Genomic DNA, 23503 nt, shown 5'->3' on the forward strand with positions numbered 1-23503 from the left:
GGCGCCTTGGGCCTTCAGCAGGAAGGAAAGCGGTTCCTCGTGCTGCTGAGCGCCTCATCCGCCTGCTGACGCTTCGCGGGATGAGAACGGGGGCGAGGAGAGTGCTAGGAGGCCATGCGCCGAGCCCGAGTCGAAGCCGCCGAGGTGTCCGACGCTAGGGTGAGCCCATGGAGCGCGCAGCGAAGCGGGTCGTGATCACCGGAGGCAGCGGGAAGCTCGGGCGGGCGGTGGTCCAGCACTTCGCGGAGCACGGATACGCCGTGACGAACGTGGACCGGGTGCCGCCGCGGGAACTCCCGGCCGGCGTCCGCTTCCTTCAGGCCGACCTCAGCGACTACGGGCAGGCCGTCCAGGTGCTGACGCACGTCGACGAGCACTATGGGACCCTCCCCGTCGGCTCGGGACCGGGCGTCGACGCCCTGGTCCACCTCGCCGCGATCCCCGCGCCGGGGATGCTGCCCGACTCGGTCACGTTCGCCAACAACACGGCGATCACCTACAACATGTTCTCCGCCGCCCGGCTGGCGGGCGTGCGCCGGGTCGTCTACGCCTCGAGCGAGACGCTGCTCGGCCTGTCGTTCGACGACACCCCTCCGCCCTACTTCCCGGTGGACGAGGAGTATCCGGTCCGCCCGCAGTCGTCGTACTCCCTCGGCAAGGCCGCCGACGAGGAGCTCGCCCGGCACTTCGCCCGCTGGTGCCCGGACACCGGCTTCCTCGGCATCCGCTTCTCCAACGTGATGCACCCCTCCGACTACGCCGCGTTCCCGGACTTCGACGCGGACGCCCGCGTGCGCTCCTGGAACGCCTGGGGCTACATCGACGCCCGCGACGGGGGTCTCGCGTGCCGCCTGGCTGTCGAGAGCGACCTCGTGGGCGCGGAGAACTTCATCATCGCGGCGGCGGACACCGTGATGTCGCGTCCCTCGGCCGAGCTCGCCGCGGAGGTGTTCCCCGAGATCCCATTCCGCCGCGAGGTGCAGGGAACCGAGACGCTCCTCTCCATCGACAAGGCCCGCCGCCTCCTCGGCTACGAGCCACGGCACTCCTGGCGCGCCTCCGCCTGACTCCCGCTCTCCTCGCGCTCAACAGGCGGAATCTCGTCCAACAGGACGACATGCCGGCGGCGAGCCTGTCCGCGGCGATTCCGCCTGTTGAGCGCCAGGTGGCAGGCAGGGGGGACGGACGCGCCGGAAGCGGACTCAGACCCGCGACAGGGCGATGCGCCGCACCGCCTCCGCGAACGCGAGCGCCCGGGGATCCGCGCCGCCCGGCGAGGGGACGGTGTCGGTGACGTACCCGAAGGCGATCCCCGTCACCGGGTCCGCGAAGCCGAGCGCGCCGCCTGCGCCGTCGTGGCCGAACGCCCTCGCCGTGCCGAAGTCGAGGCCGGGCCACGGCTTCTCGAAGAGCAGGGCGAACCGCGTGTGCTTCGCCAGCACGAGGTCGTCGCCGGCCGAGTGCAGCTGCGAGATCCGCGCCACCGTCCGGTCCGAGAGCAGCGCGTCGGATCCGTCTGCGCCGATCGCGGCAGCGTAGGCGTCCGCGATCCCGCGGGCGGTGCCCACGCCGGACACCGACGAGACGCCCGCATCCAGCACCTTCGCCGAGTTGAGCCAGACCTCCTCGTCGTCCAGCCACTCGAACGGGGCCGTCGCGAGGTCGCTGAGGCTTCTCGTGAGGACGGCGTCGCCGGAGGCCCCCGAGGGGCGGATGCGGCGGAGCCGTCCGCGCTGCGCGTCGGGGATGCGCAGCCAGAAGTCGATGCCGCGCTCCCGCCGGAGTTCAGCGTCGAAGAGCTCCGCGGTGCGGGATCCGGTGATCCGCCGCACGAGCTCGTCCACGAGCGTCCCGATCGTCCAGGCGTGGTAGCCGTGCCCGGCGCCGCGCGCCCACACCGGCGTCTGCGCGGCCAGATCCGCGGGCCCCGCCTCCCCGATCGCCTCCGCCCAGGACAGCGACGGCGAGAAGCCGAGCAGCCCCGCCCGGTGCGAGAGCAGCTCGGCGATCGTCATGCCGCCCTTGCCGCCCTCGGCGAACTCGGGCCAGTACTCGGCCACCGGCAGTGCCGGGTCGAGCTGCCCCCGCTCCACGAGCAGGCCGACGACGATCCCCGCCATCCCCTTGGAGACCGAGGCGACCGGCTGGAGGAGGGTGCGGAACTCGTCGTTCGAGGCGAGGTCCGCCACCGTGCCCCGCCGATCGTGGACGACGAGGTGGAATCCCCGCTCGGGATCCGCGACCCGGATCCGCTCGGCGAGCGTCCGCAGCTCCTCGTAGCCGGAGGCGAGCGCGCCGACGGACGGCGCGGCGGCCCGCGCGGGCGAGGAGCTCACGCGCTCAGTCGCTCACGGCGCAGCTGCGCCGGCTGCATCCCGGTGGCCCGGCGGAAGCTGGTCGAGAAGTACTGGCTCGACTGGAAGCCGCAGAGCTGGGCGATGTCCGAGACGAGCAGGTCGGTGGTCGTCAGCAGGTGCTTCGCCTGCTCGAGCCGCAGCAGGCTGAGGTACTCGAGGGGCGTGAGGTTGACCATCTTCTTGCAGTAGTGAACGAACCGGGTGCGGCCGAGCCCGCACTCCTCGGCCATGCGGTCCACCGACCACTGCTCCTGCGTGCGCTCCCGCAGCCGCTCGAGGAACAGGTGGACGGTGCGCTCCGTCGAGGAGAGGTACGGATCGAGCACGGGCTCATGCTGCTCCAGCAGGTCCCGCAGCTCGATGAAGATCTCCGCGACGCTCGTCGCGATGCGCGCCATCGGCTGGCTCACCTGCCCGCGCAGCGTCCGCTCGAGGGTGTCGACCGCGGCGAGGAGGGTCTTGCTCGCCCGCCACACCGGCCGCTCGTTGAGACTCAGCAGCTCCGTGAGCCGGGCGAGGTCCGGCGCCGGCATCGGCAGCCAGGCCGGCCAGATCCATTCCTGGTTGGGACGCCGCACGTCGACGTCGAGGATGAACCAGGTCAGCGTCGACGACGAGATGTTCGGGCGCCCGACCCGGTGCAGCTGCCAGGGGCGGGTGACGGTGATGTGTCCCGCCGAGAGGTCAAAGTCCTCCCGCTCGCAGGAGAACGGCACCGACCCGGCGGACACGCAGGTGAACTCGATGCCCTCGTTGCGGTGCCAGTCGAGGCCCCACTCCTGGTCGCTCGTGATCTCCCAGGTGCCCACGCTCTTCAGCTGCGGAAGCACGTCGGCCGGCATGGGCGCCCCGGGATAGGTGCCCCGCCCGTAGGCCCACAGGTCGATCTCGCCCGCCTGTCCCGCCTCCCGCAGCGGCGCGCACGTGTCGGCGACGAAGGTCCCGAACGGCGACACGAACTCCGCCGGGTGCGGCGCAGGACGCGCGGATGCGGCGTCGAAGGCGAGCTTGTCGTCGGGCACTGGACCTCCACATCGAGTCGTTCCCGTCCCTCAGAACCCTAGGTTCGGGGTCCGGCAGCGGCAATGGCGGACGTGTGCAATATTCGTCAGTGACGAATGTTGAACGACAGGACATATGGCGTCGTCTAGCTTCGGAAAGCAGAACAAGCGGGCGCTCGGCCCCGCCTCGATGAAGAGGAGATTCTCCGTGGCTATCAAAATCGGTTGCTTCGCCCTCGTGGACCCGTTCTCGACACTGGACCACCAGCTCGACCGGATCCGCGACTGGGGATTCCAGTACGCCGACGTCACCGACACGGGTGACGGCGCCGTTCTCGGCAACCACTTCGGGTTCAGCGCCGTCGCGAGCCTCGACGCCAACCCCTTCGAGGTCAAGCGCCTCTTCGAGTCCCGCGGACTCCAGATCACCTCCTACTGCGCCCACTCCGACCTGCTCGACCCCGCTGCGCCGTGGCGATACGGCACCGTCGAGATCATCAAGGCCGTCCGCTCCGCCGGCGCCATCGGCGTCAAGCACGTCATCACCACCGAAGGCGAGCCGGTCACGCCCTTCGGGCACGGGCTGAGCCGTGAGGAGGCGATCTTCACGATCGCCGAGAAGCTGTACGAGCCGCTCCAGGTCGCGCAGGACTACGGCGTGACCATCCTGCTCGAGCCGCACGGCCCGATCACGGGCACGATCGACGGCACGTCCGCCCTCCTCGAGCGGATCGACTCCCCGGCCCTCGCGCTCAACTTCGACACCGGCAACAGCTGGCTCGCGGGCACCGACCCGGTCGAGTACGTGCGCACCTTCGGCGAGAAGATCCAGCACGTCCACTGGAAGGACCTCGGCGCGGAGTGGGAGGAGAAGCGCGGCACCATCTACGGCTGCGGCATGTCGACCATCCCGCTCGGCACCGGCGTCATCGACATCGAGGGCTCCTTCCGCGCTCTCGAGAAGGCCGGGTTCGACGGCTACTCGACCCTCGAGGTCGGCGGAGACGACGCCGTGCTCGGATCGGCGGAGTACCTGCAGACCCTGGGCGCGGTGCGATGACGCCGGACTCGGAGCTCGGCATCGGTCAGGTCGGCCTCGGCTCGATCACCGGCGCCCACCGTCAGGGGTACCGGCTGTACGGCCAGCCGGTCGTCGCGGGCTACGACCCGAACCCGGCCGCGCGCGCTCGCTTCGCCGAGGAGGAGCCGGACGCGACCGTCCACGAGACCCTCGAGAGCCTGCTGGCCGACCCCCGCGTGGGACTCGTCGACATCGCGACCCCGCACCACAGGCCGACCCGCCTCCCCGTCGTGCAGCAGATCGCCGACGCCGGCGTGCCGATGCTCATCCAGAAGCCCCTCGCCTACAGCTACGAGGACGCGCTCGAGATGGTGCAGGCGATCGAGCGCAACGGCGTGACCGCGATGGTCAACCAGAACATGTGCTTCACGCCCGGCTCGCTGCGACTCGTCGACGCCCTCATGAAGGACCGGGTCGTGGGGCGTCCCGACTTCGCGCAGGTCACGGTGCAGTACGTGTTCGATCTGCCCGACCACCCCTGGTTCGGCAAGGACGACCGCTGGTGGACGGGCGCGCTGACGGTGCACCACTTCGGTCTGCTGCAGCTCCTGTTCGGTCCCCCTGAGACGGTGTACGCCGTCACCGGGCGGGACGAGACGCAGCCGGGCGTGACCATCGACGGCTACGGGCACCTGCTCCTGCGCTACCCGAGCGGGATGTCGGTCGCGATCACGTCGACGGGCACGTACTACGGCACAGATCCCGTCCCGCACGGCAACGAGAAGCTGTGGATCCAGGGGCCGGAGGGGATCGTCGACTGGCGCCCCGAGGGCGGGCTCGCGGTGTCTCGGCGCAGCGGAGCGGAGTTCGAGGTCACCCGCGTCGACTGGGACCGCGAGCGCCGCTGGTTCCCCGACGCGTTCGGTCTCACGATGGCCCACTTCCGGCAGGCCCTGGCCGCCGGTCGGGAGCCGCTGTGCTCCGCTCAGGACAACCTGCACGTCATGGCGCTCATCGAGGCGGCCTACCGCTCCAGTGCGGAGAACCGGGTCGTTCCGCTCGCGGAGATCATGGGGGACCGCTGGAACCCCGGGTACGGGACGGGGTGGTCCCACGGCTTCGGCGAGTGGGTGGCCCCGGAGGTGCTCGAGGTGACTGCGTGACCCGTCTCTCCTGGCAGGAGACCGGTCCCGAGACCGCCGCAGTAGTGACGGAGGAGGGCCGGCGCCTCGCCGACTACTCCTGGTCGGCGGCGAAGAACCACCCCTACTTCTCGGCGGTGCGCCCGCTCCAGCACGACGGGATCCTCACGAACACCGCGCCGTGGGATCACCGGTGGCACCACGGCCTGTGGTGGTCGTGGAAGTTCCTCAACGGCGTCCTCTACTGGGAGGACCACCCGGGCTACGGCAACGGCAGCGGAGCGATGGGACGCTCGTACGTCACGGGCCACACGGTGGCGGCCGAGGACGGCGCGGTCGACATCCGGGAGGAGCTCGAGTGGCGCCCGGACGGGTCGTCCGAGCCCGTGCTCCGCGAGCGGCGGTCGGTCCGGCTGCACGCCGACCTCGACGGTGTGGAGGCCTGGGCCCTCGACTGGGACTCCACGTGGACGGCCGCGACGCCCGTGGAGCTCAGCGTCACCTCCTACCCCGAGCACTGGTGGGGCGGCTACGCCGGGCTCAACTACCGCGCGGCGCGGTCGATGGCGGCGGGCGAGACGATCCTCGCCTCCGGGGACCGGACGGGGCGCGAGGCCGTGCACTCGCACCCCGGCACGTGGGGCGCGCTCCTGGGGAACGTGGACGGGGCGGGGACCGACGAGCCGAACGAGCCGGCCTTCGGCGGGGTGGCGCTGCTCGCGCACCCGGCGAACGCGCCGCTGCCGCTGTACGTCTTCTCCGCGGCGGACGAGTTCGGCTTCCTCGCCACCGCGCCCCTCATGCACTCGACCAAGCGGCTCGCGGAGGGGGAGACCCTCCGCCTGCGGCACCGGGCGGTGGTCCTCGGCTCGGCCGTCGATCACGCAGCCCTCGACAGGCTTTCCCGCCACTACGGCGGGGAGGAACCCAGCACCAGCTGAGAAACCCGCACCGAGAAAGGTATGTCAATGTCGACTCACCGAAGGAAGAAGCTGTCGGCGCTCGCCGTCGCGGTACTCCCGATCGCGCTCCTGGCCGCCTGCGCCAGCGGCGGCGGAGGAGGAGGCGCCGGAGGGGACGCCGGAGGGGCGTCGGAGGACGAGGAGCTCACCCTCAGCGCGTTCGACTACTACACGGACGAGCCCAGCCACACGAACATGGGCAACCGCCTCAACGAGTGCGCCGCCGAGGTCAACGCCACGGTCGAGCACCGGAGCGTGCCGTCGAACCAGTACAACCAGCAGGTCCTGCAGGCGATCCAGAGCCGGGACATGCCGGACATCCTCATGGTCAACAACCCCGACCTGCCGCAGTTCGCGGAGACCGGGGCGCTCCGGCCGCTGACCGAGCTGGACATCGACACGAGCGCGTACTACGAGTCGGTGCTCAACGTCGGCACCTTCGAGGACGAGCTCTACGGCCTGGCGCCGAACGTGAACAGCCTCGTGCTCTTCTACAACGAGGCCATGCTGGCCGAGGCCGGCGTGCAGCCGCCGACCACGTGGGCCGAGCTCGAGGCCGCTGCGGCGGCGCTCACCACGCCGGACCGGTACGGCTTCGTCTACGCCGGCCAGGCCGGCACCGAGGGCACCTGGACGTTCATCCCGTTCCTCTGGTCGAACGGCGGCTCGCAGCTCGAGCTCGACGCACCGGAGGCCGTGGAGGCGCTGGAGTTCTACACCGGCCTTGCGCTCAAGGGATACGTCACCAAGGACGTCGTGAACTACACCCAGGCGGACGCCAAGGACCAGTTCGCGGCCGGACGCGCGGCGATGATGATCAACGGTCCGTGGCAGATCCCGAGCCTCAACGAGACCGAGGGTCTCGAGTGGGCGAGCGTGCCGATCCCCGTGCCCAACGCCGGTGACGACGTCGTGGCCCCGCTCGGCGGCGAGCTGTGGACCGTCCCGGTCACCGACGACGAGCGCGAGCGCCGCGCGGCCCACATCGTGGAGTGCCTCAACGCTCCCGAGACTCAGCTCGAGACCGCGCTGCAGAACAACACGGTCCCGAGCAACGAGGAGGTCGCGCAGCAGCTGATCGAGGAGATGCCCGAGATGGCGTCGATCGTCGAGACCGTCGCGACGGCCTACCCGCTCACCGGCGACTCGGGCACCAAGTGGCCGATCGTCAACGAGCAGATCTCCGTCGCGATCCAGTCCGTGATCACCGGCCAGGCCGACCCGCAGACCGCGATGGAATCGGCGCAGGCGATCGTGAGCGCGGAGTGATCCTCCGGCCATGACCAACTCGTCACTCATGGGTGACCGCACGAGCGTTCCCCGCCGCGCCGGAGGCGCGGCGGGGGACGCCCCGCGTCCGCCCGCCGACAGCGGCGCCCGGCGGCGCACGCTGCGGCCGAGAACCCGTTCCGCGCTCGTGACCTGGGCGTTCATCCTGCCCGCGGCGATCTATCTCGTCGTCTACTTCGGGTATCCCGTCGTCAGCAACCTGACGATGAGCTTCCAGGACTTCACGACGGCGACCTTCTTCACCGGCGAGGCCCCGTGGGTCGGCTTCGACAACTACACAGCGGTCATCGCCTCCGGACTGTTCGGGAAGCTCACCGCCAACACCGCGATCTTCACGATCGTCTCCCTGACCGTGACCTTCCTCATCGGGCTCGGGCTCGCGCTGTTCTTCAACAAGTACTTCCCGCTGAACGGCGTGCTCCGCTCGATGCTGCTGCTGCCGTGGCTGCTGCCGCTCATCATCTCCTCGGCCGTCTGGCGGCGGATGATGGAGGGCGAGACCGGCATCCTCAACGTCGTGCTCGAGGGGCTCGGCCTCTCCGGCGTCTCCTGGCTGACCGATCCGAACATCGCGCTGTACTCGATCATCATCGTGAACATCTGGGTCGGCATCCCGTTCGTGATGGTGATCCTCTACGGCGGCCTGCAGGAGATCCCGAAGGACTACTACGAGGCGGCCGCGCTCGACGGCGCGACCGGCTGGCGCTCGTTCTTCAGCATCACGTGGCCGCTGCTGCGTCCCGTCGTGGTCGTCGTGCTCATGCTCGGGTTCATCTACACGATCCGCGTGCTCGACATCATCCTGGCCCTCACGGGCGGCGGGCCGGCCAACGCCACGGAGACGTACGCGTCCCGGGCGTACCACCTGTCGTTCGTCAACTTCGAGTTCGGCCGCGGGGCCGCGCTCAGCAACATTCTGATCGTCGTCTCGCTGATCGTCGCGGCCTTCCAGCTGCGCGCGAACAAGCGGGCGAGCGACCTGGCGGGATGAGGAACATGCCACGCGCACTCGAGAGCTACTCGCGCACGGCGATCGGCATCGTGATCGTCGCCCTTCTGCTGTTCCCCGTCTACTGGATGCTCAACACGTCGCTGCAGGGGAGTGAGAACCTCCTCGAGACGGAGTGGTTCCCGTTCGAGCTCAGCTTCCAGGGCTACCAGCGGGCCATCGAGACGCAGCTCGGCAACCTGGGGACCAGCCTGCTCATCTCGATCGGGTCGGTGATCGTGTGCCTCGCGATCGCTGCTCCCGCCGCATACGGGCTGTCGCGCACCAACATCAGCACGCGGAGCATCGCGGTCTTCGTCATCCTGCTGCTGATCACGCAGATGATCCCCGGCATCGTCATCGCGAACGGCCTCTACCCGCTCTACAACACCCTGGGCCTCCTCAACACGGTGCCCGGGCTGATCCTCGCGGACGCCTCTCACGGCATCCCGTTCTGCATCCTGCTCATCCGCGCGTTCATGCAGAACATCCCGCACTCGCTGCTCGAGGCGGCCAGGATCGACGGGGCGAGCGAGATCCGCCTCTTCCTCTCGGTCGTGCTGCCGCTCAGCCGCAACGCGCTCGTGACGGCCGCGGTGTTCTCGTTCCTGTTCGCGTGGAGCGACTTCCTGTTCGCCCTCACGCTCACGAACGGGTCGAGCGTCGTCCCGATCACGCTCAGCATGTACGTCTTCGTCGGCGCGCACACCCAGAGCTGGGCGGCGCTCATGGCGACGGCGACACTCGCGAGCATCCCGGCCGCGGTGCTGCTCGTGGTCGCGCAGAAGTACATCGCATCCGGAGTCACGGGAGGAGCGGTCAAGTGACCGATTCGTACAACGTCGCCATGATCGGCGCGGGTTTCATGGGCGCCGTCCACTCGCAGGCCTGGTCCTCGGTCGCCCGGTTCTTCCCGGGCCCGAGGCCGGTTCTGGCGGTCCTCGGCGCCCGCAACCCCGAGTCGACGCGCGCCGCGGCGGACCGGCTGGGCTGGCGGGAGGCGTCGACGGACTGGCGCGAGATCGTCGCCCGCGACGACATCGACGTCGTGGACATCGCCACCCCGGGCGACAGCCACGCGGAGATCGCGATCGCGGCCCTCGAGGCGGGCAAGCACGTGATCTGCGAGAAGCCGCTCGCCAACACCGTCGAGGAGGCCGAAGCGATGACGGCGGCGGCGGTGGCGGCCCGGGAGCGGGGTGTCCGCTCCATGGTCGCGTTCAACTACCGTCGCGTCCCCGCCGTCGCGCTCGCCCGGCAGTACCTCGAGGAGGGCCGGCTCGGCGAGATCCGCCACGTCCGCGCCGACTACCTCCAGGACTGGATCGCGGATCCCGATTTCCCCCTCGTCTGGCGGCTGCAGAAGGAGCGGTCAGGATCCGGAGCGCTCGGCGACATCGGCGCCCACGTGCTCGACCTCGCCGAGCACCTCTCGGGTCAATCGATCGCCGAGGTCTCCGGCACCGTCAGGACCTTCGTGGAGCGCCGCCCGCTCGCCGGCGCATCCGAGGGGCTCTCCGCCACGGCCGCGGAGGAGTACGGGGAGGTGACCGTCGACGACGCGGCCGCGGTGCACGCCCGCCTGAACGGCGGTGCCATGGGCACGGTTGAGGCCACCCGGTTCGCGACCGGGCGCAAGAACGCCATGCGGATCGAGGTGAACGGCTCGCTCGGCAGCATCGCCTTCGACTTCGAGTCGATGAACGAGCTGCTCTACTACGACGGCCGGATCCCCGCTGCGGACGCGGGCTTCCGGCGCATCCTCGTGACCGAGCCCGACCACCCGTACGCCGGCGCCTGGTGGCCCCCCGGGCACGGCCTCGGCTACGAGCACGCCTTCGTGCACGAGTTCGCGGACTTCCTCGCGGCCGTCGCCGACGGGCGCGACCCGGAGCCGTCGTTCGAGCACGGCCTGCACATCCAGCGCATCCTCGACGCCGTCATCCGATCGGCGGAGGATGAGTCCCGTTGGACGTCCGTTGGCGCACCCGTCCTCACCACGATCGAAGGAGATGCACGATGACCCGTCCCATCACCCTGTTCACCGGCCAGTGGGCCGACCTGCCGTTCGAGGAGGTGGCGCGGCTCGCGGGGGAGTGGGGCTACGACGGCCTCGAGATCGCATGCTGGGGCGACCACCTGGACGTCGTCCGGGCCGCCGAGGACCCCGACTACGTGGCCGACCGCAAGGAGATCCTCGAGCGCAACGGCCTGCGCGTCTGGACGATCTCCAACCACCTGACCGGCCAGGCCGTGTGCGACGACCCGATCGACGAGCGGCACAAGGACATCCTGCGCCCCCGCGTGTGGGGTGACGGGGACCCCGAGGGCGTCCGGCAGCGCGCGGCCGAGGAGATGAAGGCGACGGCGCGTGCGGCCAAGGCGCTGGGTGTCTCCACCGTGGCCGGCTTCACGGGGTCGAGCATCTGGAAGGCCGTCGCGATGTTCCCGCCGGCGAGCGCGGAGTTCATCGCGCGGGGCTACCAGGACTTCGCCGACCGGTGGAACCCGATCCTCGACGTGTTCGACGAGGTCGGCGTCCGCTTCGCGCTCGAGGTGCACCCGTCGGAGATCGCGTACGACTACTGGACCGCGAAGGCCGCCCTCGACGCGCTCGACGGGCGGGCCGCGTTCGGGTTCAACTTCGACCCGAGCCACTTCATGTGGCAGGACCTCGACCCGCTGGTCTTCCTGCAGGACTTCGCGGACCGGATCTACCACGTCCACTGCAAGGAGTCGATCCGCCAGCTCAACGGCCGGAACGGTCGGCTCGGCTCGCACCTGCCCTGGGCGGACCCGCGCCGCGGCTGGGACTTCGTGTCGACGGGCCACGGCCACGTGCCGTGGGAGCCGATCTTCCGCAACCTGAACGCGATCGGGTACTCCGGTCCGACGAGCGTCGAGTGGGAGGACGCCGGCATGGACCGCATGATCGGCGCACCGGAGGCGCTCGAGTTCATCCGGAGGCTGGCGCAGATCCAGCCGCCCGCGGCCGCCTTCGATGCAGCCTTCTCCTCGTCTCGGGGGGAGGAGGTCCAGGCGCAAGCCTGAGTGCCTCCAGAAGGGGGTGACGCGGCAGCGGCCGCGTCACCCCCTTCTCCGTATGTCGGACCGGTCCTGACGCCACCGCTGTGCGGATCCGAGCGCAGCGGCGCGGGCGAACCGGCGAGGCGGCGCGGACCGGATCAGGCGACGAAGGACGGTCAGGCGAGGAAGATGAGGTTGCAGGACCCGCAGGACCAGTAGCCGAGCGGAGACTCGCCCTCGCTCTTCAGCGGCCCCTCGCAGGTGGGGCAGGTCGGAGCCGCGGCGTGCGCGCCGGTGGTGTCGACGGGGAGCGTGGTGGACATGGTGCCTTCCGGTGCGTTCGGGAGAACCCGACGTCGGCCGGGGTCCGGGACACGCTACGCGGCGCTTGTTCGAAGATCAAGTCGCTTGGACTGTGAGCTACTTCGGGAAGCGCGACGGCCGATCTCGTCCGGCACTCCCATCGCTCGCTTCTCGGAGCCGTCGCAGCCGCCACCACCGAGGGGGGCACACCTATGTCGCCCGGCGGCCGGTGTCAAGGTGCCCCCGGCGAGAGCTGGTCCGGGCGGGCGAGGCGGGAGCATGGGAGGGGCGCCGGGGCTCGGCGCCGGGAGGGCAGGCGATGAAGTACCGATACCTGGGCAACAGCGGCATGAGAGTGTCCGAGATCACCTACGGGAACTGGCTGACGCACGGCTCGCAGGTGGAGAACGATGCGGCCGTCGCGTGCGTCCAGGCGTCGCTGGACGCCGGGATCAGCACGTTCGACACCGCGGACGTCTACGCGAACACGGTCGCCGAGGAGGTGCTCGGCGTCGCGCTGCAGGGACAGCGCCGCGAGTCGCTGGAGATCTGCACGAAGGTGTTCGGGCCGATCGGGCCGAAGGGGCACAACGACCTGGGTCTGTCGCGGAAGCACATCTTCGAGGCGATCAACGGGTCGCTGCGCCGCCTGCAGACCGACTATGTGGACCTGTATCAGGCGCACCGGTACGACGTGGAGACTCCGCTCGAGGAGACGATGCAGGCCTTCGCGGACATCGTCCGCCAGGGCAAGGTGCTGTACATCGGGGTCAGCGAGTGGACCGCCGAGCAGATCCGGGCGGGCCACGAGCTCGCGACGCAGCTCGGCGTGCAGCTGATCTCGAACCAGCCCCAGTACTCGCTGCTGTGGCGGGTCATCGAGGGCGAGGTGGTACCGACGTCCCAGGAGCTCGGGATCTCGCAGATCGTGTGGTCGCCGCTCGCGCAGGGCGTGCTCACCGGCAAGTACCAGCCGGGTGCCGAGCCGCCGGCCGGCAGCCGGGCCACGGACGACAAGGGCGGGGCCGACATGATCGCCCGCTGGATGAAGGACGACATCCTCGAGGGCGTGCAGCGCCTCCGTCCGATCGCGGACGACCTCGGCATCTCGATGGGGCAGCTCGCCCTCGCCTGGGTGCTGAAGAACGACAACGTCGCGTCCGCGATCGTCGGCGCCTCGCGTCCGGAGCAGATCGCCGAGAACGCGGCGGCGATCGACGTCGAACTGGACGACGAGACGATGCGGCGGATCGACGAAGCGGTCGGCGACCTCGCGGAGCGCGACCCGGCCCTGACGGCCAAGTCCTCCCCGGCGAAGCGCGAGGCATAGCGGAAGCGCCGCCGACGGCGCCTCCCGCCGCCTCCGGACGCCGAGCGCGCCTCCCCACGCCGAGCGCGCCGCCCCCAGCGTGCCTCTGGCCGCCGCCGAGCGCGCCGCGGTTCGCCGAGTGCTGCTTGGCGCACCGAGCGCACCCCGTGCCTAGGGTGCGCTCGGTGTTTCGCGGCGCAGTCGGCGTGCTCGACTGCGCCGCGGCGATGGGACGGTAGCAGAGAGGGCGGTCGCCGGCTCGCGACCGCTCCTCGGCTTGCCCCCGGACCGTTCCCGATGGTGGGGTGGAGGGAGTCGACGGAAGGAGTCGCATGAGCGACGGCACGACCAAGTCCGCCCTCGTTGTCCGCGGTGGCTGGGAGGGGCACTCTCCCAAGGAGGCGACGGACCTCTTCGTGCCGTTCCTCGAGAGCAGCGGGTACGACGTCCGGATCGAGGAGGGACCGGGCGTGTACGCCGACTCCGAGTTCATGGGCGGCGTCGACCTCATCGTCCAGTGCGTCACCATGTCCTCGATCACGGCCGAGCAGTTCCAGGGGCTCGAGTCCGCCGTGCAGTCCGGCGTCGGCCTCGCGGGCTGGCACGGCGGCATCGCGGACTCGTACCGGGCGACCTCGGATTACCTGCACCTCGTCGGCGGTCAGTTCGCCACGCACCCGAGCAAGGACGACCTCGGACCCGAGGACGTGGGCGACCGGCGGAACTTCCGCCCCTACCGCGTCGAGCTGACGGACGCCGGACGGCAGCACCCGATCACGGCCGACGTGGGCGACTTCGACGTGAACTCCGAGCAGTACTGGGTGCTCTCCGACGACTACAACGACGTCCTCGCGACCACGACGCATCCGACCCGCCCCGACCGGCCGTGGTCGCGTCCCGTCACCTGCCCGGCGATCTGGACCCGCACCTGGGGGAAGGGCCGCATCTTCGTCGCCACTCCCGGGCACGATCTCGCGACCCTGCAGGTGCCGGCGGTGCGCACCGTCATCGAGCGCGGGATGCTCTGGGCGAGCCGATAGGGGAGTCGCGCGACCCCCTGTCCTCGCCGCGCAACCGGGGCGAGCGGGGCCTCCGCGCTCATCGCTAGCATGGACCGGCTGACGTCGGGGTCGAGAGGGCGGTAGATGACGGACGAGATCGGCTGGGGAATCCTGGCAGCAGGCGGCATCGCGAACGCCTTCGTGAAGGACCTCAAGGTGGCGGGTCTCCGCGTGGTCGCGGTCGGCAGCCGCTCCCAGGAGAAGGCGGACGCGTTCGGGGAGAAGCACGGGATTCCGAACCGCCACGGCAGCTACGAGGACCTCGTCGCCGACCCGGACGTCGACATCGTCTACATCGCGACCCCGCACACCGGGCACGCGGACGCCGCGCTGCTGGCCCTCGAGGCGGGCAAGCACGTGCTCGTGGAGAAGCCGTTCACGATCAACGCGCACGAGGCCCGGCAGGTCACGACGCTCGCGGCGCAGAAGAACCTCCTCGTGCTCGAGGCGATGTGGACGCGGTGGCTGCCGCACATGGTCCGCCTGCACGAGATCATCGAGGCCGGCACCCTCGGCGACGTCCGGACGGTCATCGCGGACCACGACCAGGACGTCCCGAAGGACTTCGAGGGCCGGATGTACAACCCCGAGCTCGGCGGCGGAGCGCTCCTCGACCTCGGGATCTACCCGGTGTCCTTCGCCGTCGACATCCTCGGCGCACCGACGAACGTCGCGGCCTTCGCCGCCTTCACCGAGACGGGCGTCGACCGGCAGACCGCGATCCTGCTCGAGCACGAGGACGGCCGCCAGTCGCTGCTGCACACCGCGCTCGACAGCCGGGGCGCCGGCGGCGCGAGCGTGCGCGGCACCCTCGGCCGGATCGACATCGACCCGGTCTGGTACTCGCCCACCTCGTTCACAGTGCTCGACAACACGGGCGAGGTCGTCGAGCGCTACGAGTCGTCCATCGAGGGACGCGGGATGCAGTACCAGGCCCTCGAGGCGGAGCGCCTCCTGCGCGCCGGCGAGACGGCGAGCCCGCGGCTCTCCCCGGCGGAGACCGTCCGCATCATGGAGGTCATGGACGACATCCGGGAGCGCATCGGACTGACCTACCCGGGCGAGGCGTCTGCCTAGACTGTCCCGGTGCCGCTGACCCGCCGCGCGCGGATCGCCGCCCTGGGCGGCGCCGTCGTCCTGTACGCGGCCGCCCTCGGCGGGGCGGTCGCGGCGGGGGCTGCGGTCGGAGGCCCGGAAGCCATGCCGGCGCCGCTGCCCACCGTCGCATCGACGCCGGCCCCCACCCCGCCTCCCGAGGTGCGGGCGGTTCCCGCGGCCCCGGTGGCGCCCGCTCGCGTACGCACCTGCTCCGTGGCCGCGGAGGCGTCGGATCCCCGGCTCGCCTCGTTCCAGGGCCGGGTCGTGAACGCGTCGACCGGCCAGGTGCTCTTCGACCGCGGCGGCGACGTGCCGTCCCGGACCGCGAGCGTGCTCAAGGTGCTGACGAGTGCCGCCGCCCTCGCCGTCCTCGGGCCCGACCACCGGCTCTCCACCACGGTGGTCCGCGGTGCGGAGCCGGGCACGGTCGTCCTCGTCGGCGGCGGCGACCCGACTCTGTCGCGCACGCCGTCCGGGCAGGAGACCGTGTATCCCGGGGCGCCGCACCTCGACGACCTCGCGGCGCAGGTGCGCGCCGCGTGGAACGCCGACCCCGCGACCGCCGGTACGCCGATCACCACGGTCGTGCTCGACTCCTCCTACTTCGGGGGCGAGGACTGGCACGCCAGCTGGAAGCGGTCCGAGCTGACCATGGGCTACATGCCCGAGATCACCGCGCTCATGGTCGACGGCGACCGGGACGACCCCTTCGCGACGACGTCGAGAAGGAGCGAGGACCCCGTGCAGCGTGCCGGTGACGCCTTCGCGGCCGCGCTCGGAGCGGCCGCCACGGTCCGGGGGACGGCGCCGGCGGGCGCACCGGTGCTCGGCCGGGTCGAGTCCCAGCCGGTGTCGACCCTCGTTCAGCAGACCCTGATCGTCTCGGACAACGCGATCGCGGAGGCGCTCGCGCGCGAGACCGCGATCCGCGCCGGAGCGGGCAACACGTTCGCCTCGCACCAGGCGGGCATCACGGCGGGACTGGCGGCGTACGGGCTCGACACGTCGGCCCTGCGCATCGTGGACGGCTCCGGGCTCAGCGGCGAGAACGCGGTCCCGCCCGCGTTCCTGACCTCGCTCTTCGCCAAGGTGCTGAACCGGGAGGCCTCGCTCTGGGCCGTGTACGACGGGCTCCCCGTGTCCGGGCAGAGCGGGTCCCTGCGCTACGACGACCGGTTCGCGGGCGCGAGCTCTCGGGCCGACGGGGCGGTGCGCGCCAAGACTGGATGGATCGACGACGGCTACACGCTGTCGGGACTGATCCAGGCCTCCGACGGGACCTGGCTCACCTTCGCGATCTACGCCCTCGGCGACGTGCGGGACAACGCCAAGCAGGCGATCGACGCCTTGGCCGCGGCGTTCTGGGACTGCGGCGACAATCTCTCGAACTACTAGAGCGTCACGGTCCCCTACTAGAGCGTCACGGTCCCGCTGATCACGGTCGTGCTGGGGCCGCCCACCCAGATGCGCTCGCCCTCCGGCCTCACCGTGATGCGACCGTCCCGCCCCAGCGCCGTGCCCTGCCGGACCGTGTACGGCGCGTGCACGATGTCGGCGTCGAAGAACCAGCGGGCCAGGCCGGCGTTGAGGCTGCCCGTGACCGGGTCCTCGCGGATGCCGAGCGAGGGCACGAAGGCGCGCACCTCCCAGTCGGCGGGGCCATCGCCGTCGTGGCGACCGGCGACGCCGATCTTCGCGTCGCCCATGGCGGTGAAGTCCGGCTCCAGCTTCAGGACCGTGTCCGCGCTGTCGAGGAGGACGCCGAGCCAGCCCGGCCCGTTGTCGACCCAGTGCACGCCGTGCACCTTCGACGGCTCGACCCCGAGGGCCTTGATCGCGTGCTCGGTCTCCTCCTCGGTCGCGTCGCCCGCGCGCCGCAGGTGCGGCGCGTCGAAGGCGATGCTGTCGCCCTCGACGCGGAGGTGGACCAGCCCGATGCCGCACTCCTGCACGACATCTCGGCGGTTGAGCGGCTCATTGCCGGAGCGGAGCCAGGCGTGGCAGCTGCCGAGGGTGGGATGACCGGCGAACGGCAGCTCGCCGCCCGGGGTGAAGATGCGGAGGAGGTAATCGGCCTCGGGGGCGGTCGGAGCGAGGAGGAACGTGGTCTCGGAGAGGTTCGTCCACCGTGCGAAGGCCTGCATGTCCTCGTCGGAGATGTCCTCCCCGTCGAGGACGACCGCCACGGGATTGCCGCGGAGCGGGGCGGAGGAGAAGACATCGACCTGGGCGAACTTCCGCGTGCGCATGCCCCGATCATCCCGCAGCTTGCGTCCGGCCGCACCGCCGATGTCCGGTCCCGGTCCCGCTCGGGTGGATCAGGAGGCCGAGCGGTCCCCGGCCCGGCAGCTCTGCGGGCCGCGGATAGGATTCCGGCATGAGCTCGGCGCTGTTCATCATCGACGTGCAGAACGACTTCACCGAGGGCGGCGCCCTGGGCGTCGACGGGGGAGCGGCCGTCGCGGCGGGCATCTCCCGCTACCTGGACGAGCACCCGGACCGGTACGACGTGGTCTTCGCCTCGCGCGACTGGCATGACGGCGCGAACGACAACGGCGGCCACTTCGCCACCGCGGAGGACCCCGACTACGTGACGACCTGGCCCGTCCACTGCGTCGCCGGCACCCCCGGCGCGGAGTACCACCCGGACCTCGACACCTCCGACGTCGACGTGCACATCCGGAAGGGCCAGGGGAAGCCGGCGTACTCGATCTTCGAGGGCGAGACGCCGGAGGGGGTGCCCCTGCGCGACGTCCTGGCCGAGAGGGACGTCACCGAGGTCGACGTCGTCGGGATCGCCACCGACTACTGCGTCCGCGCCTCCGCCCTCGACGCCCTGCACGAGGGCAAGCGCGTGCGCGTGCTCACGGACCTGGTCGCCGGCGTCGCGCCGACGACGAGCACGGCGGCGCTCGACGAGCTGCGCGAGGCCGGCGTGGAGATCGCCCACACCTAGCCGCGGGCTACGCGGACGCCCCGTCCCGGAGGCCCTGCACGGATCCGGCGGGCCTGCACCGATCCGGAGAGTCTGCACGGATCCGGAGAGTCTGCACGGTTCCGGCGGAGCCTGCACGGATCCGGAGGATGTGGGGACACGCCGGGGACGCGACCCTCCTCGGCGGCGTGCCGCTCAGACCTCCGGATCCGTGCAGGGCAGTGCGCTCAGGTGAGCACGTCCTCCGGCCTTCCCTGACGGTGCACGCTTCGGATGGTGTGCAGGGTGGCAGCCCACTCGTCGACCACCTGCCGGTAGGTGAACCGCAGCACCCGGTAGCCCGTTGCGTTGAGGTAGGCGTCACGACGCCGGTCCCAGGCGAACTGCTCCTCGGTCCCGTGGAACGCGCCGTCGCACTCGACGACGAGCCAGCCGTCGATCAGGAAGTCCACCCGGTACGGGCCGATCTCCACTTGCAGGTCGGGATGGATGCCGGCCGCCCGAAGCCGGACGCGCAGGACGGACTCCAGGATGCTCTCGGAGCGTCCGTCCGCCTCGGCAGCGGTGCTGGCGAGTGCGGCATCCTTCTCCAGAGCCTCGCTCCGAATCAGGCGCTTGGACAGTGCGGAGTCCAGCACTCCGACCGCCCACTCGGTGCCGAAGCAGGCGAGGACCTCCCGGACACAGGTCGGAAGCGCGACGCGGAATCGCTCGTGTGCTGTCCGAGGCGCTTGATCGCTGCGATGCCACACGACGCCGCGCTCCTCCCCGGCATGGACGCGGTGGAACGGGTCCGAGCTCGATCTGAGGCGGGTGGCGTGCGGGTCCAGGGTCACATGCAGCCGGTGGTCGACGGGCACGGCGAGCCCGAATGAGCGGGCAGCGGAGATGCACCCGAGCCGGCCGCCGACACGGACGGCGCGCATCGCCTCGGGCTCGAGCGTCGGCAGGACATACCAGCCGATCCGCACCCGGACCAGGTCGCCGGCATGGGCCATCGCGGCTACCCGGTGACGGCTGTAGCCGAGTCGGAGGAGATCCTGGATATGGGCCACACCGCCCAGCGGAACGAGGGCGGCAGCCAGCGACAGGTTCACCGGTCCAACGTGGCGCGCCCAGGGTAGCCGGACCCAGTGACCGGCTGGCTAGGGGGAAAGTGTGCGCCGCCGTGAGGTGGGGAGGGAAGCCGAGCATCTGCACGGATCCGGGGATTCCGGCGACACGCCGCCCCTGGCCCGCCCCGCGACGGCGTGTCGTCGATCCCTCCGGATCCGTGGAGGTCCTCCGGATCCGTGGAGGTCCTCCGGATCCGTGCAGGTTCTCCGGATCCGTGCAAGCGCAAACGCGGACGCGCTCCCGGACCCCGGGGGCGGGGTCAGACGAGGAGCTGGTGCTTCGCGAGCTCGCGGTAGACGGGGACCGTGCGCACGAGGTCGCTGTGCGTGCCCGCGCCGACGACGCGGCCGTGATCCAGGACGACGATCTGGTCGGAGTCCACGACCGTCGAGAGGCGGTGGGCGATCACGATCAGTGTCCGGTTCTCCGCGACGGCGTCGATCGCCTCGCGCATCCGCTGCTCGTTCACGCCGTCGAGGCTTGAGGTCGACTCGTCGAGCAGGAGGATCGGCGGCGCCGCCAGCAGCGTCCGGGCGATCGCGAGACGCTGGCGCTCGCCGCCGGAGAGCATGATGCCGTCCTCGCCGACCTGGGCGTCGAGCCCGGCCGGGTCGCGCTCGAGCACCTCGGCCAGGTTGACCCGGCGGAGGACGTCGACGCACTGCTCCTCGGTCGCCTCCGGGGCGGCGAGCAGCAGGTTGTCGCGGAGGCTGCCCGCGAGCACGGGGGCGTCCTGCTCGACGTAGCCGATCTGCGCACGCAGCGCCTCCCGGCGCAGGCCGCGGATGTCCACGCCGCCGAGGCGGATGACGCCGGAGTCGGGGTCGTAGAAGCGCTCGATGAGGGACAGGATCGTGCTCTTGCCGGCGCCGGACGGTCCGACGATCGCCGTCCGCGACCCGCGCGGCACGGCGAAGCTCACCCCGTGCAGCACCGGCTGGCGGACGATCTCCGGCCCGCCCTGGGGCGCGTCCACGCGCTCCTGATCGGCGAGGGTCACGTAGCCGAAGCGGACGTCGGCGAGCTCGATGGCGGGAGCGCCGGGATGCACCGCCTCGTTCGCCGCGCCGACGATCACGGCGATCGGGGCGATCTCCCGGTCCCGCTCGGTCTCGGTGGGGAGGGACAGCACCTCCTGGATCCGGCCGAGCGCGCCGAGCGCCTGGTTCACCGCGTTGACGGCGCCGAAGAACTGGCCGAGCGGCATGATCATCATGAACAGGAACAGGATGAACGCCACGAGGTTCGCGACACTGAGCGCTCCGCTCGCCACGCGGTAGCCGCCGACGCCCAGGACCACGAGGAACGCGACCTGCATGGCGACGCTCGCGATGGGCACGATGAGCGCCGAGATCCGCGCGACCCTGATGCCCTGGCGCCAGGCGCCCTCGGCCTCGGCGGTGATCGCGGCGACCTCGCGCTCGGTCGCGCCCGCCGCCCGTACCGTGCGGATCGCGCTGATCGCGCGCTCGACGGCGGCGGCGAGGTCGCCCACCTTCTTCTGGCCCTCCAGAACGGCGGGGCGGATGCGTGCCGAGAGCGTCACGACCGTGACGATCGCGACGGCGACGACGAGCAGGGTCAGCAGCAGGAGGACCGGGTCCAGGATCGCCATCGCGATGAGAGCGCCGACGAACGTGATGGTGCCGCCGACGGACTCGACGACGCCCTGCGTGAGGACGGCGCGCAGCAGGGTGGTGTCCGACCCCACCCGGGAGACCAGGTCGCCGACCCGCCGGGTGTCGAACTCGCCGATCGGGAGCCGGAGCAGGCGCGCGATCAGCCGCTTCCGGGAGCTGAGGACGACGCCCTCCCCGGTGCGCTGCAGCAGGTAGTGCTGGTAGCCGCCGAGGAGCCCGGAGAGGACGACGAGGACCACGAGCAGCCACACCAGGCCGCCGAGCGGCTCGCCGGCCTGGACGACGGAGATCACGCTGCTGACGAGGACGGGCTGTGCGAGGGCCGCGGCCGAGCCCAGGACGCCGAGGATCAGCACCACGACCAGCACCGTCCGGTGCTCGAAGACGTACGGGAGGAGCTCGCGCAGCGAGGCGCGAGGTCCGGACTCCGCCGATCGGCGGCCGAAGGACCGGGTGCGGGAGGGGGAGCTCATCGGGTCCTCATCTTCGTCCGTACTTCTTGTGCACTGCCTGACGGGTCACGCCGAGCGCGAGCGCGATCAGCTGCCAGGACATCCCGGCGTTCCGCGCCCGGCGCACCGTGACCGTCTCCACCCGGTCGAGTTCCCGCCGCAGCTCGGCGATCGCCTTCAGCGCCGTGTAGGGGTCGTCGGCGCCGGCGTCCCCGGTGAGGGTGCGGAGCGCGTCGATGCTCATGCTGTCAATTCTGGTTGACAACATCCCGCCATGTCAACTGCAGTTGACAGCCGCAGGCGCGCCGAAGGAGTCGGCGTCCCCGGCCGTGCCGCCGTCAGCTGACGTTGGACTCGTACTCGACGTCCCGCGTCTCCCGAGTGATCAGGAGCGCGACGAGCGTGATGACGGCCATCGCGCTGAGGTACAGCCCGACGAGCCAGGTGCTGCCCTCCGCCGCCTGCCAGAGCGCGACCGCGATGAACGGCGCCACGGCCGCCCCGAGGATGCTCGACAGGTTGTAGCTGACCGCGGAGCCGGTGTACCGGACGTTCGTGGGGAAGAGCTCCGGAAGGATCGCGGCCATCGGGCCGAAGGTCAGGCCCATGAGCGAGAAGCCGACGATCAGCAGTGCCATCACGCCGACGAACCCGCCGCCGAACAGCGGCACGAACAGCAGCCCGAACGCGATGATGCCGACGGTCGTCCAGATGAGGTGCTTGCGGCGTCCGTACCGCTCCGCGAGGGGACCCGACACCAGGGTCAGGATGCCGAAGAACACGACGCCGACGATGAGCATGATGAGGAACGCGTTGCGGGTGTAGCCGAGGCCCGGCACGAAGGCCTCCGCGGCGAACGGCCGGCCGGCCGCCTCCGCCGCGGCCTGGGCGGCCTCGACGGTGGCGGGGGTGGTGCCGTAGGTCAGCGTGAAGGTCGTCATCAGGTAGAAGAGGACGTACGTCGCGAGCATGACGAACGTCCCGAGGATGAGCGGCCGCCAGCTGGTCTTGAACGCGCGCAGCACCGGCACCTTCGCGACCTCGCCCTGCTCGAGGACCCGCTGGAAGGCGGGCGTCTCGATGAGCTTGAACCGGACGTACAGGCCCACGATCACGAGGACGGCGCTCGCGAGGAACGGGATGCGCCAGCCCCACGAGGCGAAGGCGTTGGCGGGCAGCGTCGTGGCGAGGATCAGGAAGACGCCGTTGGCGAGGATGAAGCCGATCGGCGCGCCCAGCTGCGGGAAGGTGCCGTAGATCGCGCGCTTCCCGGCCGGCGCGTTCTCGGTCGCGAGCAGCGCCGCTCCGCTCCACTCGCCGCCGAGCCCGAGGCCCTGTGCGAAGCGCATGAGCACGAGCAGGAGCGGGGCGAGGAGCTCCCAGCCCGGCGTGAGCGCCGTCGGGAGCATGCCGATCACGACGGTCGCGATGCCCATGGTGAGGAGGGTCGCGACGAGCGCACCCTTGCGGCCGATCTTGTCGCCGAAGTGGCCGAAGAGGACCGAGCCGAGCGGACGGGCGACGAACGCCGCGCCGAACGCGGCGAACGACGACAGCAGCGACGTGGTCGGGTCGGCGTTCGGGAAGAAGAGGGCCGGGAAGACCAGCACCGCGGCGGTCGCGTAGACGTAGAAGTCGTAGAACTCGATCGACGTGCCGACCAGGCTCGCGATGATCACGCGGGAGCGGGGGTTCGCCTGCGGTCGTGTCTCGGTGTTCGTCGTCATAGGTCCTGTCCGGGGTGTTCCTCTGCTGCTGACCGCCGGGCCTCCTCGACCGACCGATCTACGATACGCCTCCG

At 70.9% G+C, this 23503-nt stretch carries 22 protein-coding genes; 14 read left to right on the plus strand and 8 right to left on the minus strand.

The window, feature by feature from the left end:
- The first annotated feature begins 167 nt into the window (after window positions 1–167).
- Window positions 168–1067 (plus strand): NAD(P)-dependent oxidoreductase, encoded by a 900-nt coding sequence (locus J3P30_RS07800; protein ID WP_210480463.1) that lies wholly within the window; start codon window positions 168–170, stop codon window positions 1065–1067.
- A gap of 135 nt (window positions 1068–1202) precedes the next feature.
- Here J3P30_RS07800 and J3P30_RS07805 read toward each other — a convergent pair whose 3' ends face one another.
- Complete coding sequence (locus J3P30_RS07805) at window positions 1203–2336, minus strand: serine hydrolase domain-containing protein (RefSeq protein ID WP_210480465.1); 1134 nt, start codon at window positions 2334–2336, stop codon at window positions 1203–1205.
- Window positions 2333–3379 (minus strand): AraC family transcriptional regulator, encoded by a 1047-nt coding sequence (locus tag J3P30_RS07810; protein WP_210480467.1) that lies wholly within the window; start codon window positions 3377–3379, stop codon window positions 2333–2335. Before J3P30_RS07810 ends, J3P30_RS07805 begins: the two co-directional genes overlap by 4 nt.
- Window positions 3380–3566: 187 nt before the next feature.
- On the opposite strand from J3P30_RS07810, the gene J3P30_RS07815 reads away from it, so the two are divergent.
- The 8 genes from J3P30_RS07815 to J3P30_RS07850 are packed head-to-tail and all read left to right on the plus strand — an operon-like array spanning window position 3567 to window position 11812.
- Window positions 3567–4418, plus strand: coding sequence for a sugar phosphate isomerase/epimerase (locus tag J3P30_RS07815; RefSeq protein ID WP_210480469.1), 852 nt, complete (start codon window positions 3567–3569; stop codon window positions 4416–4418).
- The gene (locus J3P30_RS07820; RefSeq protein ID WP_210480471.1) at window positions 4415–5542 is read left to right on the plus strand and encodes a Gfo/Idh/MocA family protein; all 1128 of its coding nucleotides are present in this window, start codon (window positions 4415–4417) and stop codon (window positions 5540–5542) included. Before J3P30_RS07815 ends, J3P30_RS07820 begins: the two co-directional genes overlap by 4 nt.
- Window positions 5539–6462, plus strand: a complete 924-nt coding sequence (locus tag J3P30_RS07825) for a DUF6807 family protein (protein ID WP_210480473.1) — start codon at window positions 5539–5541, stop codon at window positions 6460–6462. The genes J3P30_RS07820 and J3P30_RS07825 overlap by 4 nt, the downstream gene beginning before the upstream one ends.
- Before the next feature lie 27 nt (window positions 6463–6489).
- On the plus strand, window positions 6490–7752 hold the full coding sequence (locus J3P30_RS07830) for an extracellular solute-binding protein (RefSeq protein WP_210480475.1): 1263 nt from the start codon (window positions 6490–6492) through the stop codon (window positions 7750–7752).
- Window positions 7753–7762: 10 nt separating this feature from the next.
- Window positions 7763–8764 (plus strand): carbohydrate ABC transporter permease, encoded by a 1002-nt coding sequence (locus J3P30_RS07835; protein ID WP_246852734.1) that lies wholly within the window; start codon window positions 7763–7765, stop codon window positions 8762–8764.
- A complete protein-coding gene (locus tag J3P30_RS07840) occupies window positions 8761–9588 on the plus strand; it encodes a carbohydrate ABC transporter permease (protein WP_210480480.1) in 828 nt (275 codons plus the stop codon). The genes J3P30_RS07835 and J3P30_RS07840 overlap by 4 nt, the downstream gene beginning before the upstream one ends.
- A 20-nt stretch (window positions 9589–9608) precedes the next feature.
- Complete coding sequence (locus J3P30_RS07845; protein ID WP_210481919.1) at window positions 9609–10784, plus strand: Gfo/Idh/MocA family protein; 1176 nt, start codon at window positions 9609–9611, stop codon at window positions 10782–10784.
- On the plus strand, window positions 10781–11812 hold the full coding sequence (locus tag J3P30_RS07850) for a sugar phosphate isomerase/epimerase (RefSeq protein WP_210480482.1): 1032 nt from the start codon (window positions 10781–10783) through the stop codon (window positions 11810–11812). Before J3P30_RS07845 ends, J3P30_RS07850 begins: the two co-directional genes overlap by 4 nt.
- 152 nt (window positions 11813–11964) lie before the next feature.
- Here the strand turns inward: J3P30_RS07850 and J3P30_RS07855 are convergent, their stop codons facing one another.
- Window positions 11965–12111: a hypothetical protein gene (locus J3P30_RS07855; protein ID WP_210480483.1), complete on the minus strand. Its 147-nt coding sequence runs from the start codon at window positions 12109–12111 to the stop codon at window positions 11965–11967.
- A 299-nt stretch (window positions 12112–12410) separates the two neighbouring features.
- Between J3P30_RS07855 and J3P30_RS07860 the strand changes: the two genes are divergently transcribed.
- The 4 genes from J3P30_RS07860 (at window position 12411) to J3P30_RS07875 (ending at window position 16954) form a co-directional block, all read left to right on the plus strand.
- Window positions 12411–13421, plus strand: coding sequence for an aldo/keto reductase family protein (locus J3P30_RS07860; RefSeq protein WP_210480485.1), 1011 nt, complete (start codon window positions 12411–12413; stop codon window positions 13419–13421).
- 311 nt (window positions 13422–13732) lie between these two features.
- On the plus strand, window positions 13733–14440 hold the full coding sequence (locus J3P30_RS07865) for a ThuA domain-containing protein (protein WP_210480487.1): 708 nt from the start codon (window positions 13733–13735) through the stop codon (window positions 14438–14440).
- Between the two features lie 105 nt (window positions 14441–14545).
- Window positions 14546–15538, plus strand: coding sequence for a Gfo/Idh/MocA family protein (locus tag J3P30_RS07870; RefSeq protein WP_210480488.1), 993 nt, complete (start codon window positions 14546–14548; stop codon window positions 15536–15538).
- A gap of 9 nt (window positions 15539–15547) precedes the next feature.
- On the plus strand, window positions 15548–16954 hold the full coding sequence (locus tag J3P30_RS07875) for a D-alanyl-D-alanine carboxypeptidase (protein ID WP_307807439.1): 1407 nt from the start codon (window positions 15548–15550) through the stop codon (window positions 16952–16954).
- Between the two features lie 17 nt (window positions 16955–16971).
- On the opposite strand, the gene J3P30_RS07880 is transcribed toward J3P30_RS07875, so the two are convergent.
- Window positions 16972–17808, minus strand: a complete 837-nt coding sequence (locus J3P30_RS07880) for a PhzF family phenazine biosynthesis protein (RefSeq protein ID WP_210480490.1) — start codon at window positions 17806–17808, stop codon at window positions 16972–16974.
- A 128-nt stretch (window positions 17809–17936) separates the two neighbouring features.
- Here J3P30_RS07880 and J3P30_RS07885 point away from each other — a divergent pair, with 128 nt between their 5' ends.
- Complete coding sequence (locus J3P30_RS07885) at window positions 17937–18515, plus strand: isochorismatase family protein (RefSeq protein ID WP_210480492.1); 579 nt, start codon at window positions 17937–17939, stop codon at window positions 18513–18515.
- A gap of 206 nt (window positions 18516–18721) precedes the next feature.
- On the opposite strand, the gene J3P30_RS07890 is transcribed toward J3P30_RS07885, so the two are convergent.
- The 4 genes from J3P30_RS07890 to J3P30_RS07905 form a co-directional block, all read right to left on the minus strand.
- On the minus strand, window positions 18722–19591 hold the full coding sequence (locus J3P30_RS07890; protein ID WP_210480494.1) for a DUF559 domain-containing protein: 870 nt from the start codon (window positions 19589–19591) through the stop codon (window positions 18722–18724).
- Between the two features lie 278 nt (window positions 19592–19869).
- Window positions 19870–21723, minus strand: a complete 1854-nt coding sequence (locus J3P30_RS07895) for an ABC transporter ATP-binding protein (RefSeq protein ID WP_210480495.1) — start codon at window positions 21721–21723, stop codon at window positions 19870–19872.
- A gap of 7 nt (window positions 21724–21730) precedes the next feature.
- Window positions 21731–21946, minus strand: coding sequence for a hypothetical protein (locus tag J3P30_RS07900; protein ID WP_246852736.1), 216 nt, complete (start codon window positions 21944–21946; stop codon window positions 21731–21733).
- A 94-nt stretch (window positions 21947–22040) separates the two neighbouring features.
- Window positions 22041–23429 carry an MFS transporter gene (locus J3P30_RS07905; protein ID WP_210480498.1) on the minus strand — a complete coding sequence of 463 codons (1389 nt, stop codon included), beginning with the start codon at window positions 23427–23429 and terminating at the stop codon, window positions 22041–22043.
- Between the last annotated feature and the right edge of the window lie 74 nt (window positions 23430–23503).

The organism is Naasia sp. SYSU D00948, from assembly GCF_017916515.1.
Classification (GTDB): domain Bacteria; phylum Actinomycetota; class Actinomycetes; order Actinomycetales; family Microbacteriaceae; genus Naasia.

Bases quoted from the DNA above. Each gene is read 5' to 3' on its own strand.
- J3P30_RS07845 (WP_210481919.1), top strand. From the start codon at position 9,609: ATGATCGGCGCGGGTTTCATGGGCGCCGTCCACTCGCAGGCCTGGTCC.
- J3P30_RS07895 (WP_210480495.1), bottom strand. From the start codon at position 21,723: ATGAGCTCCCCCTCCCGCACCCGGTCCTTCGGCCGCCGATCGGCGGAG.
- J3P30_RS07840 (WP_210480480.1), top strand. From the start codon at position 8,761: ATGAGGAACATGCCACGCGCACTCGAGAGCTACTCGCGCACGGCGATC.
- J3P30_RS07865 (WP_210480487.1), top strand. From the start codon at position 13,733: ATGAGCGACGGCACGACCAAGTCCGCCCTCGTTGTCCGCGGTGGCTGG.
- J3P30_RS07830 (WP_210480475.1), top strand. From the start codon at position 6,490: ATGTCGACTCACCGAAGGAAGAAGCTGTCGGCGCTCGCCGTCGCGGTA.
- J3P30_RS07820 (WP_210480471.1), top strand. From the start codon at position 4,415: ATGACGCCGGACTCGGAGCTCGGCATCGGTCAGGTCGGCCTCGGCTCG.
- J3P30_RS07885 (WP_210480492.1), top strand. From the start codon at position 17,937: ATGAGCTCGGCGCTGTTCATCATCGACGTGCAGAACGACTTCACCGAG.
- J3P30_RS07850 (WP_210480482.1), top strand. From the start codon at position 10,781: ATGACCCGTCCCATCACCCTGTTCACCGGCCAGTGGGCCGACCTGCCG.
- J3P30_RS07800 (WP_210480463.1), top strand. From the start codon at position 168: ATGGAGCGCGCAGCGAAGCGGGTCGTGATCACCGGAGGCAGCGGGAAG.
- J3P30_RS07855 (WP_210480483.1), bottom strand. From the start codon at position 12,111: ATGTCCACCACGCTCCCCGTCGACACCACCGGCGCGCACGCCGCGGCT.
- J3P30_RS07900 (WP_246852736.1), bottom strand. From the start codon at position 21,946: ATGAGCATCGACGCGCTCCGCACCCTCACCGGGGACGCCGGCGCCGAC.
- J3P30_RS07835 (WP_246852734.1), top strand. From the start codon at position 7,763: ATGACCAACTCGTCACTCATGGGTGACCGCACGAGCGTTCCCCGCCGC.
- J3P30_RS07860 (WP_210480485.1), top strand. From the start codon at position 12,411: ATGAAGTACCGATACCTGGGCAACAGCGGCATGAGAGTGTCCGAGATC.
- J3P30_RS07880 (WP_210480490.1), bottom strand. From the start codon at position 17,808: ATGCGCACGCGGAAGTTCGCCCAGGTCGATGTCTTCTCCTCCGCCCCG.
- J3P30_RS07870 (WP_210480488.1), top strand. From the start codon at position 14,546: ATGACGGACGAGATCGGCTGGGGAATCCTGGCAGCAGGCGGCATCGCG.
- J3P30_RS07905 (WP_210480498.1), bottom strand. From the start codon at position 23,429: ATGACGACGAACACCGAGACACGACCGCAGGCGAACCCCCGCTCCCGC.